The organism is Akkermansia sp. NBRC 115031, from assembly GCF_030268505.1.
Taxonomy (GTDB): Bacteria; Verrucomicrobiota; Verrucomicrobiia; order Verrucomicrobiales; family Akkermansiaceae; genus Akkermansia; species Akkermansia massiliensis.
In genome coordinates this window covers 1-14,967 of record NZ_BSQU01000011.1, presented here as the reverse complement: position 1 = coordinate 14,967, position 14,967 = coordinate 1, and the positions used below count along the sequence as shown (strand labels likewise).

Genomic DNA, 14,967 nt, shown 5'->3' with positions numbered 1-14,967 from the left:
CCTCTCTCCCCCTTTCCGGAACTTTCACCGGGAAAAACCGTGTTGCCCTCACAGGGGGGTTCACGAAAATTTTTTCACGCCTTCCTTTCCCGTCCGGCCCCTTCTTCCTCCGGGGTGGAATAAAACCTTCCGGGCATAAAAAACCCGGCCTCGCCTCACGGCGGGCCGGGCCAGCAAAAATAGCAATTTTTCCGATTACCGGTTGGCGGACTTCACGATCATGGCGTCCTTGCCGATACGGCCGCGCAGGTAGTGAAGCTTGGCACGGCGGACCTTGCCTCGGTTCACGACTTCAATCTTGGCGATGCGGGGGGTGTGCAGGGGGAACACGCGCTCCACGCCTTCACCGTAGGAAATCTTGCGGACCGTGAAAGCTTCATTGATGCCGGAACCGCGCTTGGCGATCACGATGCCCTGGAAAATCTGGATACGTTCCTTGCCGCCTTCAATAACACGAGTGTGAACCTTGATGGTATCACCTACGTTAAATGGGGTCACATCCGCCTTGAGTTGCTCTTGCTCGATTTTGTTGATAATGTTCATCTTGTGTTATCTATTGCTGGTGAATATCAGTAAAAGGAAAACTTACGGGACGCAGAATATGGGCCATAATCCCCTAAAAGGCAATCCAAATTTGCCGTACGGCCTTAATTTTATTTTTTAGGCGGGGGCGGCGGCGGAGCTATCCTTGCATGCCACTCCTCCAGCGCCGGGAGAAAGGCGGAGGAAGACATGAGGGCGCGGACGCTGTCCATCCGCAGCAGGAAGGCCTTGTCCCCGCCCTGGGCGCGGTCCGCCAGCAGGGACTCCAGCAGAAGACGGGCGCGGGTGCGGGCGTCCGACTCGCCGTCAAGGGCGGAGAAAACCAGCTCCCCGGCCCGTGCCGGCTCCTTCCGGTACAGGTATTCCAGCGCCAGCGCTTCATAAAGGCAGGAGGAGGGTGCCTTCCGGGCGGATTCCAGCAGGCGCGCGGAACGGTCCCGCCAGCGGTCCCCGAACTGTACAGAGGAAGCCCACCAGCCCTGGAAATAGCGGTCCTCTTCCGTCGGCTTCACGTCCATGTTCTTCATGCGGGCGTACGGACGGTAGAGGGGGTCCCCGAACACCACCCCCTGCCAGGACAGTACGGGCATGCTCATCCAGGAGGCTTCCGCCACGGTATAGCCGTCCAGCAGGCGGTCCGCAAAAATGTCAAAGCGGTGACACGCGCCCAGGAACGGTTCATACACGTTCCCCACCGTCACGTCCGCCCCCTTTTCCAGCAGGGCAGAACTCCACCCCCTGCCGGGAATCTTGAAATCGGAGGCGCTGAAGGAATGCAGGTGCATGGCGACCGCTCCGGGCCGGAAACGGAAGGTTGGGTCCGTAAACGGACCGTTCGCATTCCCGGTGTACCAGCCGCAGTAAAGCGCCGTGTCCCGGCTCAGCGGAAATTTCTCCGGAAGAGTCTGGGGCCAGTCATCCAGGTAAACGGGGATTCCCGCTTCCCGCACGCGGCGGAACACGGCGTCCAGCCACTGGTCCCCCTGGGCGTAGGGACCGCCCCGGTCCACCACCGCCCACCCCCACAGGCCCTTCTTCTCCACCTCCGCAGGTTCCGTGACCAGCCGCAGGCAGGTATCCGCCGTCAGACCGTCCAGGCGGCACACCAGGAACGTGGGCAGGCCGGAGCCCACAAAATCCTCCTTCCTGTCAAAATAGGGGTTTCCTACCCAGGCCTTCCTCTCATAACCGTCCACCGCCAGCAGCGCCAGTTCGGAATCCACGGCGGCGCGGTCCGTCTGCATCTGGTTGATATCCTTCCCGGGAGGGGGAACGGGCGCTTCATGCCGTATCTTCATTGGCAGGTCCGCCATCAGCACCAGCGCAAAAATCTTCCGGTCCATCATGGGGGCGGAGGCAATGCCGGACGGCACCCACCACCGCTGCTCCTGCGCCGTCCGCAGCAGGGGCGCACGGATCAGGTCTTCATACTCCTTCCGGGAAATCTCGTTGGCCGAGGGGCAGTCCAGGGAAACCAGGTTCCCTTCCGGCACGCCGCGCACCCGCGCATACTCCCTGGCCATGCGGCGGCTCAGCTCGGATTTTCCGTTGTAAACCACGGCCACATGGGCGGGCAGCAGCTCATAGGCACACGCGGCGGAAAACCACGACGCCAGCAGGAACAATACGGCTAATCCCCTCTTGAACATGCCCCTACCATACCTCATCTTCCGGGGCAATCAAGCAGGTGAAACGGAGCGGGCGCGATTTCGCCATTTTTCCGCTTTTCGCTTCACATCTAAAAAAAATCCGCTTTAATGGCTCCTGATGTATTGCAGGCTTCCACCTGCATTCCCTACAACCATCATACGCATATGATTCAACAAATTGACCATATCGGCATCGCCGTCAAGAGCCTTGACGCCACCGTTCCCTACTACCGTGATGCGCTCGGACTCGGAGAGCCCCACATTGAGGAAGTGCCCACGCAAAAGGTGCGCGTCGCCATGTTTGACGTTGCCGGAGTCCACATCGAACTGCTCGAACCCACCTCTCCGGAAAGCGCCATCGCCAAGGCCATCGAGAAGAAAGGGGAAGGCATCCATCACATCGCTTTCAAGACCAACGACATTGCTGACAACATCTCCCAGGCCAAGGAAGCCGGCCTTACCGTGCTGAACGACCCGCCCGTCCCCGGCGCGCACAATACGCAGGTCACCTTCCTGCATCCCAAGTGCACCTTCGGCGTGCTGACCGAATTCTGCCAGCACCCCGGCGGTTGCGGATGCGGCAAGTAACATTCTCCGAATCCACCATACCACTATACCAATGGCTATTGATCCCAAATTGATTGACGATCTGAACAGCCGCCGCAAGAAGGTCATCCTCAGCGGCGGTCAGGAAAAGATCGACAAGAGACACGAAAAGGGCGAAATGACGGCCCGCGACCGCATGGGGTACCTCTTTGAAGAAGGCACCTTCTCGGAAATCGGCATGCATGTGCGCCACAACTGCCACAACTTCGGCATGGGCAAGAAGGAAATCCCCGGCGACGGCGTCGTTTCCGGCTTCGGCCTCGTGAACGGCCGTCCGGTCGCCTGCGCGGCCTCCGACTTCCTGGCCCAGGGCGGCTCCCTCGGCTACATGCACGCCATGAAGATTGCGGACGCCCAGAAGTACGCCCTGAAAGCCGGCATCCCGATGGTGACGGTGAACGACTCCGGCGGCGCGCGCCTCCAGGAAGGCGTGGCGGCCCTGTCCGGCTACGCCCAGGTGTTCTACAACAACGTGCTGGCTTCCGGCGTGGTTCCGCAGATATCCATGATCCTGGGGCCCTGCGCAGGCGGCGCGGCCTATTCCCCCGCCCTGACGGACTTCATCATCATGCGCAATTCCGGCAACGCCGGCATGTACATCACCGGTCCCAAGGTGATTGAACAGGTCACGTATGAAAAGTGCACGATGGACGACATCGGCTCCGCGGCCATCCACGCCTCCGTGTCCGGCAACGTCCACTTCGTGGCGGACAGCGACGCGCACGCCCTGGACATCCTGAAGAGGCTCCTTTCCTTCCTTCCCGCCAACAACGCGGAAGAACCGCCCCACAAGCTGGACACCCCGCTTGACCTGAGCGCGGACGAAGGCATGAGCGACCTGATTCCCGGCGACAACCGCACGCCCCTGGACGTCCAGCCCATCATCAGCCGCCTGGTGGATGACGGGGATTTCCTGGAAGTGCACAAGGACTTCGCCAAGAACGTCGTCGTCGGCTTCGGCCGGGTCTGCGGCGTGGTGGTCGGCATCATCGCCAACCAGCCCAACGTGAAGGCCGGCTGCCTGGACATCGACTCCTCCGACAAGGCCGCCCGCTTCATCCGCTTCTGCAACGCGTTCAACATCCCATTGGTGAACCTGGTGGACGTGCCCGGCTTCCTGCCCGGCAAGAACCAGGAACGCGGCGGCATCATCCGCCACGGCGCCAAGCTCATCTTCGCCTACTCCCAGGCCACGGTGCCCAAGGTCACCCTGATCATGCGCAAAGCCTACGGCGGCGCCTATATCGCCATGTGCTGCAAGGACCTGGGCGCTGACGCCGTTTTCGCCTGGCCCGGCGCGGAAATCGCCGTGATGGGCGCGGAAGGCGCTGTTCCGGTGCTTTACGGCCGCGAGCTGAAAGCCGTGGAAGACCCCGCGGAAAAGGCCAAGCGCCAGGGAGAACTTCTGGAAGAATACCGGGAGGCCTTCTACAACCCGTACGTGGCGGCCGGCATGGGCCAGATCACGGAAGTCATCAATCCGGAAGAAACCCGCGCCAAGATCGCCTTCGCCCTGCGCACCCTCCTGAACAAGAAGGAAGTGCGTCCGGCCAAGAAGCACGGCAACATTCCGCTCTAACATCCATCTTAACGGATTCATATGTTACTTACGACACTCGCCTTTGCGCAGGGCATGGCCAACATCATGGAGAATCTGGACTACCAGATCGTCGGCATCCTGGTGGTCATGATGTGCCTGGGTGGCCTGGCCGTCATTCTGACCATCAGCGGCTCCATTGCCGCTTCCATCCAGAACAAGGCCAAAGCCAAGGCCGCAGCGGCCTCCGCCGCTCCCGCTCCTGTGCCTGCCGCCGCCCCTGCGGCAGCAGGCAAGCCGGGCATGACTCCGGAAATGCTCGCCATCCTCTCCGCAGCCGTGGACTCCGCCATGACGGAGCTCACGCCGGAAATGGTGGCCGTCATCTCCGCCGCCGTGGACGCAGGCCTGGACGGCATGAGCCACCGCATCGTGGAAATCAAGCAATCCCCGGGCTCCGGCTATGCGGCCGCAGGCAGGGCGGAAATCTTCGCCTCCCACCGCATCCGGCCCAGTCATTGAACCACTGCATTATTCACCCTTACCCCCGCCCCCGGCGGGAATCATTTAACTTAATATTCCATACCATACATTATTATGAAGAAACTTCGCATCACCGTAGACGGCAAGGTATTTGACGTATCCGTAGAACTCCTGGACCAGGTCTCCTCCACTACCTCCGCCCCGGCTCCGGCCCCCGTTGCAGCCCCGGCTCCCGCACCCGCAGCCTCCGCCCCTGTCGCGGCGCCCGCTCCGGCTCCCACGCCCGCCCCCGCCCCGGCCGCCGCCGGTGCAGGAGACGTGCCCAGCCCGCTCGCCGGCAAAGTCGTTTCCCTGGACGTTGCCCCCGGCACCGCCGTGAAGGCCGGTGACCAGATCCTGACGCTGGAAGCCATGAAGATGAACACCATCATTTACGCTCCCGCCTCCGGCACGCTCACCGCTTTCTGCGTAAGCGCGGGCGACACGGTTCAGGAAGGACAGGCGCTGGCCAAGATTGGTTAATCCCGGCGGGAGCCGTCCGGTCCCCCTAACACAGGTCCGGACTCCGACTCAGACTAAAAACCGCTACAATAATTATTCCATATGAGTCTTTTTGATTCATTAATCACCTTTTTACAGGGGATGGGCATCTTCTCCCTATCATGGCAAATGGTAGGGATGTGGGGCATTGCCGTTCTTCTCCTGTACCTGGGTGTAGCCAAGCAGTACGAACCTCTTCTGATGGTTCCAATTGCCTTTGGCGCATTAATTGCCAACATTCCGGACAACGGAATGCTCATCACCCAGCTGAACCAGCAGGTCATCTCCTCTAATAAGGCGGGGGAAGTGACCGCCACGTCCCTCAACAACGTGGGCTACCTGCGCGTTCACGTGGCCCCGCTCCAGCAGGCCCCCGTCAAGGTGCCGGCCAACCTGACCACGCCTGAAGCGCGCGCCCAGTATCTGGCAAACATGGAACAGCCCATGCAGGTTTACCCCGGCAGCCCGCTGACCGTCTCCCAGATCAAGCCCGCGCGGGAATCCCAGGAAAAAGCCAAGGCTGACGCCGCCCTTCTGGGGGACGACAGCCTGACGGTGGACCCCAACCTGAAGGACTTCCACAACGTGACGGAAGCGGACGCCAACGATCCGGTGTACCTGCTCACGAACGGTGGAGTCACCACCGTTCTGCGCCAGAAGGGAGTCAACTACTTTGACACGGAAGGTAACCAGGTTCCGGTGAATCTGGAAACGCAGAAGCTGGAACCCCTGGTGGTATCCGCCGCGGGCAAATACGTGGCCGTGGGCCAGCACACCCAGGAATTACTGGTCACCTCCATCCACGGCGGCCTGTACGACTGGATCGGGCTGGGCATCAAGGCTGAAATCTTCCCGCCCATCATCTTCCTGGGCGTGGGAGCCCTGACGGACTTCGGCCCGCTGCTCGCCGCACCGCGCACCCTTCTTCTGGGTGCCGCGGCCCAGGTGGGCGTGGCCGCCACGTTCTTCATGGCCCTGTTCATGGGCTTCACGCCCAATGAATCCGCCTCCATCGGCATCATCGGCGGCGCTGACGGCCCCACCTCCATCTTCCTGACGATGAAGCTGGCTCCGCACCTGCTGGGCGCCGTAGCCGTGGCCGCGTATACGTACATGGCCCTGGTCCCGCTGATACAGCCGCCCATCATGGCTCTGCTGACCACGAAGAAGGAGCGGGTCATCCGCATGAAATCCCTGCGAACGGTCAGCAAGAGTGAAAAACTGTTCTTCGCCGTGCTGGTAACCATTGTCACCATCCTGCTGATTCCGGACGCCTCTCCGCTGATCGGCATGCTGATGCTGGGCAACTTCCTGCGCGAGTGCAAGGTAACGGAACGCCTGGTGCAGGCCTCCCAGAATGAAATCATCAACATCGTCACCATTTTCCTGGGCACCTCCGTGGGCCTCACGATGCAGGGTGACCGCTTCCTGCAGAAGGAAACGCTGCTGATCATTCTGCTGGGCATTGTCGCCTTCGGCGTAGCCACCGCGGGCGGCGTGATCGCCGCTAAGCTGATGAACCTCATCTGGCGCAAGAATCCGGTCAATCCCCTGATCGGTTCCGCAGGCGTCTCCGCCGTTCCGATGGCGGCCCGCGTTTCCCACAATGTGGGCCAGAAGTATGATCCCTCCAACTACCTTCTCATGCACGCCATGGGACCGAACGTTGCGGGCGTGATCGGCACCGCAGTCATCGCAGGCTACTACATTGCCACTCTGGCGAGATAACCTGACAGAAATTATTCCAGGCCTCGGCCCATCCCATGAATTCCACCGCCCCATCCCCCACTCCTCCAGAGGAGGAAGGACCATGCGGCGACTGGACCTATCATGAATGGGCCGAGGCTTCTTCCACCAATGACCTGGCCCGTTCCCTGCCCCCCCGCCACATTGCCGTCTGCCGCGTGCAGAAAAGCGGCCGCGGCAGGTTCAACCGCAAATGGGTAGGGGAGGAAGGCGGCCTGTGGTCCTCCTTCACCGTTCCCCTGGATACTGCGGCCGGCGTACACTGGGGCCATCTACCCCTGGTTGCAGGGCTGGCCCTGCTCAACATGCTCCGCAGCATGGGCATTGCCAACGCGCGCCTGCGCTGGCCCAACGACGTCCTCATAGGAAAATCCAAACTGGCGGGCATTCTTGTGGAGCGCCCCTCCGCGCACATGGCCGTCATCGGCATAGGCATCAACATTTTCAATGACGTGGCCTCTATAGCCGGAGAAATCAAGGACCCTCCCGCAAGGCTCGCGGATCTTGTTCAGGACTGTCCCTCACTGCATGACGTCATGGCTTCCCTCGGCAGGCATTTGGACCAGGTTTTTTCTACCTTTGCCCACGGCGGCATCCCCACCCTTCAGGAGGGGCTGGCGCAAGCATGGGCCGGGGAAAGGCCGGTTTCCATCCTTACGGATGACGAAACCATCCGGGGAATCTTTACGGGGATTGACGATCAGGGCAATCCTGTGGTATCCCTTCCGACCGGTTCCCTCCGGACCGTTCCGGCACATCTGATCAACAGGCTTGTTGAAGAACAAGCCTGACCGCTCCGTTGACACGGAGTTTCTTTCTCTTTCATCCAACAAAAATCACTGACATGAGTTACAAGGAACTAACACCAGAAGAAGCAGCAAGCCTGATTAAACACGGCCACCACATTGGCCTGAGCGGGTTTACTCCCGCAGGGACGGCCAAGGCTGTGACGGCTGAATTGGCAAAAATTGCAGAAGCGGAACACGCTAAGGGGAACCCCTTCCAGGTGAGCGTCTTCACCGGTGCTTCCACGGGCGATTCCTGCGACGGGGTTCTTTCCCGCGCCAAGGCTATTCGCTACCGCGCCCCCTACACCACCAACGTTGACTTCCGCAAGGCGGTGAACAATGGGGAAATCGCCTACAACGACATCCACCTGTCCCAGATGGCCCAGGAAATCCGTTACGGGTTCATGGGCAAAGTAGACATGGCCATCATCGAAGCCTGCGAGGTCACGGCCGACGGTAAAATTTATCTGACGGCCGCCGGAGGGATCGCTCCCACCATTTGCCGCCTTGCCGACAAGATCATCGTGGAATTGAACGCCGCCCACAGCAAAAATGCCATGGGGCTGCATGACGTTTACGAACCCCTGGATCCTCCCAACCGCCGTGAAATCCCCATTTACAAACCCAGCGACCGTATCGGGAAACCATACATCCAGGTTGATCCGAAAAAGATCGTGGGCATCGTGGAAACCAACTGGCCGGACGAAGCCCGTTCCTTTGCCGCGGCTGACCCCCTGACCGATAAAATCGGGCAGAACGTGGCGGACTTCCTGGCCGCCGACATGAAGCGGGGCATTATCCCCTCCACCTTCCTGCCGCTTCAATCCGGCGTGGGCAACATTGCAAACGCCGTGCTGGGCGCCCTGGGCCGCGACAAGACCATTCCCGCCTTTGAAATGTACACGGAAGTCATTCAGAACTCCGTGATCGGTCTGATCCGGGAGGGCCGCGTGAAATTCGGGAGCGCCTGTTCCCTGACCGTTACGAACGACTGCCTGGAAGGCATTTACAGGGATATGGACTTCTTCCGCGACAAGCTGGTGCTCCGTCCCTCGGAAATATCCAACAGCCCGGAAGTGATCCGCCGCCTCGGCGTCATCTCCATCAACACCGCCATTGAAGCCGACCTTTACGGGAACGTCAACTCCACGCACATCGGCGGCACGAAGATGATGAACGGCATCGGCGGTTCCGGCGACTTCACGCGCAACGCCTATATTTCCATCTTCACCTGCCCGTCCGTCGCCAAGGACGGCAAGATCAGCGCCATCGTCCCCATGGTCTCCCACCACGACCATACGGAACATGACGTCAATATCATCATTACCGAACAGGGCGTCGCCGATCTTCGCGGCAAGAGCCCGAAAGAACGGGCCCAGACCATTATCGAGAACTGCGTCCATCCGGATTACAAGAACATCCTCTGGGATTACCTGAAACTGTCCGGCGGCAAGGCCCAGACTCCGCAGTCCATCCGGGCCGCCCTGGGCATGCATGCCGAGCTGGCCAGGAGCGGAGACATGAAGAATGTCGACTGGGCCCAGTACAAGTAACCCATGTCTGCCGTCATTGCATTGGCGTCCATGACTTCACGTTAACCCTACAGGACCGCTCCCACGCAGGGAGCGGTCCTTTTCCTTTTTCCCGTCCTTCTCCACTTCCCGCTCCTCTCCCATGAACTGGATGATTTACCCCGCAGCCAAGGCATTTATCAGAGCCTGCACCTTCCTCTTCGGAGCAGGCGTCACGGCGACCGTCCTCATTCATCTTTTCATGCCCCTTTTCCTCCACTGCCCACGGACAGCCGCGCCCTTCCTGCTTTTGGGAACATGGTCGGAACTAATCTCCATCCTGGCCCTGTCTTTCCTCCTATCCTGGGGAAGCAGGGTCCTGCTGGCTTCCCAGGGGAGCAGGATCACAAGAATTCTAAGCGCGCTGGCCTTCCTGCCCGCCCTGTACTCCCTCCTCATTCCGTTTGCGGGGATGCCCGTCTTATTGCAATACGCGGAAATGGACAAGGTTTGGGAGTCCTTCCTCCTTCTGGCGGCCATCATTTCTTTCTTTTCCTTCCCTTATACGGCGGGATACGGATCCGCAGGCAGAAGGACATTCCTGGCCTGGGGCATTGCGGCGGCAGGCTGCGGACTGCAAAGCGTCCTGTTCTTCCTCTCCACCCTGTTGCGGCAGTGCCTGTCCTCCGTGGCTCCCTCCCTGGCAACGCCAGCTGCGTGGCTGGCCATTATCCTGTCCTGCGGCCTCGAAATCCTGCTAGCGGCCCTTTCCGTTATTCTGGTGCGGCGCCTTTTTAAAAACGCCATGTCCATAGCCTCCATGCCGGAATTGATGAATCCTTCCATGCCGGACAGCCGCCCGTAGGCCCCTCTCTCCATTCCTACAGGCTTTCCGAAAGAGTTCCTGCCTCATCCTGCGAAATGAATGCGCGCGCTCCGCGCCGCGGCCCTTCTTACAGCCCGGGTGCGGCTCCCGGAGCGCCGAAGCCTTTTACGGCTTTGAATAAAAAACCGGCGGCATCATTTATCCGTCCGGGAACACGGCCGTCCCTACGGGCAGGCACTGCAAGGGAGGCACCCACGCCCTCCGGGAATCCCGGGCTACGGCAGGGAGCCAACGCAACCCGGACCATTTTCCCAGGCAGGGGAAACAGGAGCGCCGCTCGGAACGTTACTTCACCAATTCGTCCAAATAACAGCCGTAGCCGTTATTTTTCATGGCTCCGGCCTGGATACGCAGCGTTTCTGCGGAAATCCAGCCGTTGTTGAAGGCAATCTCCTCCAGGCACGCCACCTTGAAGCCCTGGTGGTGTTCCAGGGTGCGGACAAACATGGAAGCCTCCAGAAGGGTGTCGTGCGTGCCCGTGTCCAGCCACGTATAGCCGCGCGCCAGCTTTTCCACGCGCAGAAGGCCCTGTTTCAGGTACTCCTGGTTCACGGAGGTGATTTCCAGCTCTCCCCGGGCGGATTTGGGAATCCTCTTGGCGATCTCCACCACCTGGTTGTCGTAAAAATAAAGGCCCGTCACGGCGATGTCCGACTTGGGCTTGAGCGGTTTTTCCTCAATGGAAACGGCCTTTCCTTCTTCATTGAACTCCACCACGCCGAAACGCTGCGGATCGTGCACCTGGTAACCGAAAATGGTCGCCCCGCTCGTCAGTTCAGCGGCGCGCCTCAACTTCTCCGTCAGGCCGCGACCGTAAAAAATATTGTCCCCCAGCACCAAGGCCACGGTATCTTTTCCGATGAATTCCTCCCCGATGATGAAGGCCTGAGCCAGTCCCTCCGGCCTGGGCTGCTCCCGGTATTCAAAAGTTACGCCGAACCTGCTTCCGTCCCCCAGCAGATCCTGGTACAGAGGCAGGTCCCGCGGAGTGGAAATGACGAGGATTTCCCGTATCCCGGCCAGCATCAGCACGGAAATGGGGTAATACACCATCGGCTTGTCGTAAACGGGCAGCAATTGCTTGCTGACGGAAAGCGTGACGGGATGCAGGCGCGTGCCGCTTCCCCCGGCCAGAACAATACCTTTCATATCAATTTCCTAGCCATTGGTTCCCAGACGTTCCAGACGGTATTCCCCGGACAGGATTCCCCGCCACCAGTCTTCATGGTCCAGATACCACTGAATGGTTTTCCTGAACCCGGAAGAATGGTCCTGGCGCGGAGACCAGCCCAGCTCCCTCCGTATTTTGGACGCATCAATCGCATAGCGCAGGTCGTGGCCGGGCCTGTCCTGCACAAAGGTGATCTGCTCCCGGTAGCTCCGGCCGTCCGCGCGGGGCCGCAATTCATCCAGATGGGAGCACAGCAGCTCCACCAGCTCCAGATTCGTTTTCTCGTTATTGCCGCCGATGTTGTACGTTTCGCCGGGTTTTCCGGAGGAAACGACCGTCAGCAGGGCTTCGCAGTGGTCCTCCACGTACAGCCAGTCCCGCACGTTTTCCCCCTTGCCGTACACGGGAATGGGCTCGCCGCCCAGGGCCTTCAGGACGACCACGGGAATCAGTTTTTCCGGGAACTGGTAAGGGCCGTAGTTGTTGGAACAGTTGGTAATCAGCACGGGCAGCCCGTACGTATCATGCCAGGCGCGCACCAGATGGTCGCTGGACGCCTTGCTGGCGGAATAGGGGGAATGGGGGCGGTACGGCGTGGATTCCGTAAACAGGCCGTCCTTTCCCAGGGAGCCGTATACTTCGTCCGTGGAAATATGGTGGAAGCGGAAACGCTCCTTCTTCTCCCCCTCCAGGGAACGGTAATATTCCAGGGCGGCCTGGAGCATGGAAAAGGTGCCCATGACATTGGTGGTCATGAAATCCCCCGGATCGTCAATGGAACGGTCCACGTGGGACTCCGCCGCCAGGTGCATCACCCAGTCCGGTCCGTATTCCCGCAGGGTGTTCCGCATCAGGGCGGCGTCCCGAACGTCGGCGTGCAGGAAGCGGTACGCCGGAGAGTCCGCCGCGCCGTCCAGGGAACGGACGTTGCCGGCATAAGTCAGGGCGTCAATATTCAGGACTTCATGGCCGCGCTCAAGCAGCAGCCTGACCAGATTGGAGCCGATGAATCCGGCGCCGCCCGTAACGATAACTTTCATAACACTGTTTTCAGGGAAAGATGCGGCGCCATCATACAGCAGCGGCAGGGTTTTTCAAAACAAATCCGCCCATGCCGCCGGGAACATGGAGGCATGGGCGCGGAAAAGCGGGGGCAGGAACCGCGGAACCGGCTAGCAGCTCAGTTCCCGGCAGAGGTTGATGATGTCCGGATTCACGGAATACTGCTGCCCGGCCACGGCGTCCAGGGAGGCATAGCCGTACTGGCCGTCATGGTACACCATGATCTGGTTGATGTCCCCGTTGTTCAGGGCTTCCACGGCGCGGGTGGCAAAGCGGGTGCCCATCAGGCGGTCGCGGGCGGTGGGAGAGCCGCCGCGCTGCACATGGCCCAGCACGGTCAGCCGGGTGTCCATGCCGGCGCGTTCCGTCAGCCAGCGGGTCAGGTACTGCGCCACGCGGGTGCCTTCCGCCACCACGGCGATGATGCAGCTTCCTTCCTCATTGATGACGGGCTGGAGGCGCTTGTAAATGGATTCCAGGTCGTAAGGGATTTCAGGGACGATGCAGATGTCCGCCGCGCTGCAAAGGGCGGTGGTCATCGCCAGGTAGCCGCAGTCCCGGCCCATCGTCTCAATCACGAAGGCGCGGTGGTGGGAGCGGGCCGTGTCGCGGACGGAGTCGATGCAGTCCAGAATCACGTTCCGGGCGGTGTCCACGCCCAGGCAGTAGTCCGTGCCGGCGATGTCGTTGTCAATCGTGGCCGGAATGCCGGCGAAGGGCACTTCAAAATCGTTGAAAAAGTCGTTCAGCGCGCGGAAGGAACCGTCGCCGCCCATGATAACGAGCTTGTCGATGTTGCGGTCCTTCAGGTGTTCGTAGGCCTGCTTGCGGAATTCATAATCGAAAAAGCGCTTGGACCGGGAGGAGCGGAGGAGAGTGCCGCCCCTGTAAATCATGTCGCTGGTCAGTTCCCTGGTGGCTTCCTTGATTTTTCCATCGATCAGTCCTTCCAAGCCGTCATAGACAACGTACGGGTTCATTCCAAGCTGGCGGGCATGATCCACAGCCGCCCTGATCGCCGGATTCATTCCGGCGGCGTCACCGCCTGATGTCATAATGGCTATTCCACTCATAAGTAATAAGGTTAACTTGTCCGGGGGGAAATGTTACCGGGCCGGGCAAATAATGCAAGCGCGGAGTTTTTGCTGGCGCAATAAACGGCAACGCTTCATGATGCAGCGGCATGAACGACACCGCAGCAGCCATTCTGAAGGCCACGGCCGCCCTCCGGGACGGTACGGAGCGGCTCCAGTTCGGAGACCCGGTCCACTTTACCTACAACCCGCTCACCTACGCCTGGGCGCCGCATGAGCAGTACGTGCGCGCCTACGGGAACGGGGAAAAGAGCCACTTCTTCCTGGGCATGAATCCCGGCCCCTTCGGCATGGCCCAGACGGGCGTCCCCTTCGGGGAAGTGGATGCGGTCGTCAACTGGCTGCACATCCGCGGAGAAGTCGGCAGGCCGGAGCACACCCATCCCAAGCGTCCCGTGGAGGGCTTCGGCTGCCCTCGGTCGGAAGTCAGCGGGCGCCGCCTGTGGGGGCTCTTTGCGGAAGCCTTCGGCACCGCGGAAAACTTCTTCCGTCACAATTACGTGGCCAACTACTGCCCGCTGATCTGGATGGGGGCAACGGGAGCCAACATCACGCCGGACAAATTACCGGCGGAACAGCGCGCCGCCGTGGATGCAGTATGCATGGAGCACCTGGTTTCCCTAATCACCATCCTGAACCCGCATACGCTGGTAGGGGTGGGAGCCTACGCCACGCAGAAGCTGCGGGACGCCGCCGAACGGCTCCCCGGCAAAAGCTTCACCATCGGCACCCTGCTCCACCCCAGCCCCGCCAGCCCCATCGCCAACAAGCTCTGGCCGGAACGCCCCCTCCAGCAGCTTAAAGAGCTGGGCATTTTATGAAGGGTTGAGAGTTCAGAGTGGAGAGTTTAGTGATGGAGGGAATTACTAGAGTAAAAAGCAGGAAATTTGCTGTTCGGATCGTTCGTTTGTACCAGTTTTTGTGTAATGAGAGAAAGGAGTTCGTGCTTTCAAAACAACTGCTGAGAAGCGGTACCGGCATTGGAGCCAACCTGGCGGAAGCGGAATGCGCCATCAGCAAAAAGGATTTCCTTTCCAAAATTTACATTGCCTTGAAGGAATGCTCGGAAACCCTCTATTGGCTGGATTTGCTTAAAGACACCTCTTTCCTGACGGAAGAAATGCACGCCAGCATTTACCGGGATGGAGAAGAACTCAAACGCCTCCTCACCTCCACCACAAAAACCGTCTCCCTCCAAATCAAAAAATAATTCTTAATCTAAAACTCCACTCTCCACTCTCCACTCTCCACTCTCCACTCTCCACTCTCCACTCTCCACTCTCCACTCTCCACTCTCCACTCTCCACTCTCCACTCTCCACTCTCCACTCTCCACTCTCCACTCTCCACTC

The 14,967-nt window shown here is 60.1% G+C and carries 15 protein-coding genes; 10 read left to right on the top strand and 5 right to left on the bottom strand.

Translation table 11 applies throughout. The features are described from left to right. Window positions 1-195: 195 nt before the first annotated feature. Together rplS and QSJ36_RS12435 are read right to left on the bottom strand one after the other, a co-directional pair. Window positions 196-543, bottom strand: a complete 348-nt coding sequence (gene rplS / locus QSJ36_RS12440; RefSeq protein WP_012419257.1) for a 50S ribosomal protein L19 — start codon at window positions 541-543, stop codon at window positions 196-198. Between the two features lie 110 nt (window positions 544-653). After that, a complete protein-coding gene (locus QSJ36_RS12435) occupies window positions 654-2,192 on the bottom strand; it encodes a TIGR03790 family protein (protein ID WP_285468754.1) in 1,539 nt (512 codons plus the stop codon). A 165-nt stretch (window positions 2,193-2,357) separates the two neighbouring features. On the opposite strand from QSJ36_RS12435, the gene mce reads away from it, so the two are divergent. The 8 genes from mce (at window position 2,358) to QSJ36_RS12395 (ending at window position 10,268) form a co-directional block, all read left to right on the top strand. Then, a complete protein-coding gene (gene mce, locus QSJ36_RS12430; RefSeq protein WP_102722924.1) occupies window positions 2,358-2,780 on the top strand; it encodes a methylmalonyl-CoA epimerase in 423 nt (140 codons plus the stop codon). Between the two features lie 31 nt (window positions 2,781-2,811). Next, the gene (locus tag QSJ36_RS12425) at window positions 2,812-4,377 is read left to right on the top strand and encodes an acyl-CoA carboxylase subunit beta (protein ID WP_022395955.1); all 1,566 of its coding nucleotides are present in this window, start codon (window positions 2,812-2,814) and stop codon (window positions 4,375-4,377) included. A gap of 21 nt (window positions 4,378-4,398) precedes the next feature. Further along, the gene (locus tag QSJ36_RS12420; protein WP_022395956.1) at window positions 4,399-4,857 is read left to right on the top strand and encodes an OadG family transporter subunit; all 459 of its coding nucleotides are present in this window, start codon (window positions 4,399-4,401) and stop codon (window positions 4,855-4,857) included. Between the two features lie 75 nt (window positions 4,858-4,932). After that, entirely contained in the window at window positions 4,933-5,340 is a 408-nt protein-coding gene (locus QSJ36_RS12415; protein ID WP_180971744.1) for an acetyl-CoA carboxylase biotin carboxyl carrier protein subunit, read from the top strand. 81 nt (window positions 5,341-5,421) lie between these two features. Next, window positions 5,422-7,086 carry a sodium ion-translocating decarboxylase subunit beta gene (locus QSJ36_RS12410; protein WP_285468753.1) on the top strand — a complete coding sequence of 555 codons (1,665 nt, stop codon included), beginning with the start codon at window positions 5,422-5,424 and terminating at the stop codon, window positions 7,084-7,086. A gap of 35 nt (window positions 7,087-7,121) precedes the next feature. Then, window positions 7,122-7,895, top strand: coding sequence for a biotin--[acetyl-CoA-carboxylase] ligase (locus QSJ36_RS12405; RefSeq protein ID WP_022397421.1), 774 nt, complete (start codon window positions 7,122-7,124; stop codon window positions 7,893-7,895). A gap of 53 nt (window positions 7,896-7,948) precedes the next feature. Continuing rightward, entirely contained in the window at window positions 7,949-9,445 is a 1,497-nt protein-coding gene (locus tag QSJ36_RS12400; RefSeq protein ID WP_022397422.1) for an acetyl-CoA hydrolase/transferase family protein, read from the top strand. 121 nt (window positions 9,446-9,566) lie between these two features. Further along, window positions 9,567-10,268 (top strand): hypothetical protein, encoded by a 702-nt coding sequence (locus QSJ36_RS12395; protein ID WP_022397423.1) that lies wholly within the window; start codon window positions 9,567-9,569, stop codon window positions 10,266-10,268. 306 nt (window positions 10,269-10,574) lie between these two features. On the opposite strand, the gene rfbA is transcribed toward QSJ36_RS12395, so the two are convergent. From rfbA to QSJ36_RS12380, 3 genes are all read right to left on the bottom strand, one after another. After that, complete coding sequence (rfbA, locus tag QSJ36_RS12390; protein WP_253232424.1) at window positions 10,575-11,438, bottom strand: glucose-1-phosphate thymidylyltransferase RfbA; 864 nt, start codon at window positions 11,436-11,438, stop codon at window positions 10,575-10,577. A gap of 9 nt (window positions 11,439-11,447) precedes the next feature. After that, complete coding sequence (gene rfbB, locus QSJ36_RS12385) at window positions 11,448-12,500, bottom strand: dTDP-glucose 4,6-dehydratase (protein WP_102722870.1); 1,053 nt, start codon at window positions 12,498-12,500, stop codon at window positions 11,448-11,450. A 132-nt stretch (window positions 12,501-12,632) separates the two neighbouring features. Next, window positions 12,633-13,577: a 6-phosphofructokinase gene (locus QSJ36_RS12380; protein ID WP_285468769.1), complete on the bottom strand. Its 945-nt coding sequence runs from the start codon at window positions 13,575-13,577 to the stop codon at window positions 12,633-12,635. A 128-nt stretch (window positions 13,578-13,705) separates the two neighbouring features. On the opposite strand from QSJ36_RS12380, the gene QSJ36_RS12375 reads away from it, so the two are divergent. Both QSJ36_RS12375 and QSJ36_RS12370 read left to right on the top strand, forming a co-directional pair. Next, window positions 13,706-14,437, top strand: coding sequence for a uracil-DNA glycosylase family protein (locus tag QSJ36_RS12375; protein WP_102737215.1), 732 nt, complete (start codon window positions 13,706-13,708; stop codon window positions 14,435-14,437). A 32-nt stretch (window positions 14,438-14,469) separates the two neighbouring features. After that, window positions 14,470-14,826 (top strand): four helix bundle protein, encoded by a 357-nt coding sequence (locus tag QSJ36_RS12370; protein ID WP_022397428.1) that lies wholly within the window; start codon window positions 14,470-14,472, stop codon window positions 14,824-14,826. Window positions 14,827-14,967: the final 141 nt, after the last annotated feature.